Below are 2,500 nucleotides of genomic sequence, written 5' to 3'. Positions count from 1 at the left end.
AACAGATACTCCCCTAGTAGTGGCGAGCGAACGGGGACCAGCCGAGACCGATAAGTGACCAGAATGCGTTGGGAAACGCAGCCAGAGCGGGTGACAGCCCCGTATGGGAAGCTTTGAGGTACGTATTAAGTAGGGCGGGACACGTGAAATCCTGTCTGAAGATCGGGGGACCACCCTCGAAGGCTAAGTACTCCTTGCTGACCGATAGCGAACCAGTACCGTGAGGGAAAGGTGAAAAGCACCCCGACGAGGGGAGTGAAACAGTACCTGAAACCGAGCGCCTACAATCAGTCGGAGCCACATCAGTGGTGACGGCGTACCTTTTGTATAATGGGTCATCGACTTGGTCTCACGTGCAAGCTTAAGCCGATAGGTGTAGGCGTAGCGAAAGCGAGTCTTAATAGGGCGTCTAAGTTCGTGGGATCAGACCCGAAACCGAGTGATCTAGGCATGGCCAGGATGAAGGTACGGTAACACGTACTGGAGGTCCGAACCCACACCTGTTGAAAAAGGTCGGGATGAGCTGTGCCTAGGGGTGAAAGGCCAATCAAACTCGGAGATAGCTGGTTCTCCGCGAAAACTATTTAGGTAGTGCGTCAGACGAATACCCCGGGGGGTAGAGCACTGGATGGGTAATGGGGCCCCACAGGCTTACTGATCCTAACCAAACTCCGAATACCCGGGAGTACTATCTGGCAGACACACGGCGGGTGCTAACGTCCGTCGTGGAGAGGGAAACAACCCTGACCTACAGCTAAGGCCCCCAATTCGTGGCTAAGTGGGAAAGCAAGTGGGACGTCCAAAACAACCAGGAGGTTGGCTTAGAAGCAGCCATCCTTTAAAGATAGCGTAACAGCTCACTGGTCTAATCAAGATGTCCTGCGGCGAAGATGTAACGGGGCTCAAGCCACGAGCCGAAGCTTAGGACTGCGCAAGCAGTGGTAGCGGAGCGTAGTGTGATAAAACCCACGCCTCTTTAGCGTCCTCGGACGTTACGGAGGCTCGGGTTTGGCGATGAAGCCGGTCTGTGAGGACCGGTGGAGCGATCACTAGCGAGAATGATGACATGAGTAGCGACAAAGGGGGTGAGAGACCCCCTCGCCGAAAGTCCAAGGGTTCCTGCTTAAAGCTAATCTGAGCAGGGTAAGCCGGCCCCTAAGGCGAGGCCGAAAGGCGTAGCCGATGGGAACCAGGTTAATATTCCTGGGCCAGGAGGATGTGACGGATTGTGGCGGCGTGCGTCCCTTATCGGATTGGGGCGTATCCAAGACAGTCCCTGGAAATAGCCCTCCGCCAGACCGTACCCTAAACCGACACAGGTGGACTGGTAGAGCATACCAAGGCGCTTGAGAGAACGATGTTGAAGGAACTCGGCAAAATACCTCCGTAAGTTCGCGAGAAGGAGGCCCGGTGCACGACCACCGGGGGCACAAACCAGGGGGTGGCGACTGTTTACTAAAAACACAGGGCTCTGCGAAGTCGCAAGACGACGTATAGGGTCTGACGCCTGCCCGGTGCCGGAAGGTTAAAAGGAGGGGTGCAAGCTCCGAATTGAAGCCCCGGTAAACGGCGGCCGTAACTATAACGGTCCTAAGGTAGCGAAATTCCTTGTCGGGTAAGTTCCGACCTGCACGAATGGCGTAACGACTTCCCCGCTGTCTCCAACATCGACTCAGCGAAATTGAATTGCCTGTCAAGATGCAGGCTTCCCGCGGTTAGACGGAAAGACCCCGTGCACCTTTACTACAGCTTCACACTGGCAATAGGTCAGCGATGTGCAGGATAGGTGGTAGGCTTTGAAGCAGGGACGCTAGTCCTTGTGGAGCCTCCCTTGAGATACCACCCTTCGCTCGCTTGTTGTCTAACCGCGGTCCGTTATCCGGATCCGGGACCCTGTGTGGCGGGTAGTTTGACTGGGGCGGTCGCCTCCCAAACAGTAACGGAGGCGCGCGAAGGTTGGCTCAGAGCGGTCGGAAATCGCTCGTTGAGTGCAATGGCAGAAGCCAGCCTGACTGCGAGACTGACAAGTCGAGCAGAGTCGAAAGACGGCCATAGTGATCCGGTGGTCCCGAGTGGAAGGGCCATCGCTCAACGGATAAAAGGTACGCCGGGGATAACAGGCTGATACTGCCCAAGAGTCCATATCGACGGCAGTGTTTGGCACCTCGATGTCGGCTCATCTCATCCTGGGGCTGGAGCAGGTCCCAAGGGTACGGCTGTTCGCCGTTTAAAGAGGTACGTGAGCTGGGTTTAGAACGTCGTGAGACAGTTCGGTCCCTATCTGCCGTGGGTGTAGGATACTTGAGAGGAGTTGCCCCTAGTACGAGAGGACCGGGGTGAACGATCCACTGGTGGACCTGTTGTGGCGCCAGCCGCAGTGCAGGGTAGCTATGATCGGAAAGGATAACCGCTGAAGGCATCTAAGCGGGAAGCCCCCCTCAAAACAAGGTATCCCCGAGGGCCGTGGTAGACCACCACGTCGATAGGCCGGAGATGTAAG

General features: G+C 56.2%; 1 rRNA gene (cut by a window edge). It reads left to right on the top strand.

Going from position 1 to position 2,500, the window contains the following annotated elements:
• Nucleotides 1-2,500 (top strand): 23S ribosomal RNA (locus tag EV656_RS16310) (its annotated part extends 263 nt beyond the left edge of the window); the annotation flags it as partial.

Source organism: Rhodovulum adriaticum, from assembly GCF_004345735.1.
Classification (GTDB): Bacteria; Pseudomonadota; Alphaproteobacteria; order Rhodobacterales; family Rhodobacteraceae; genus Rhodovulum; species Rhodovulum adriaticum.
This window is presented reverse-complemented; position numbering and strand designations above follow the sequence as displayed.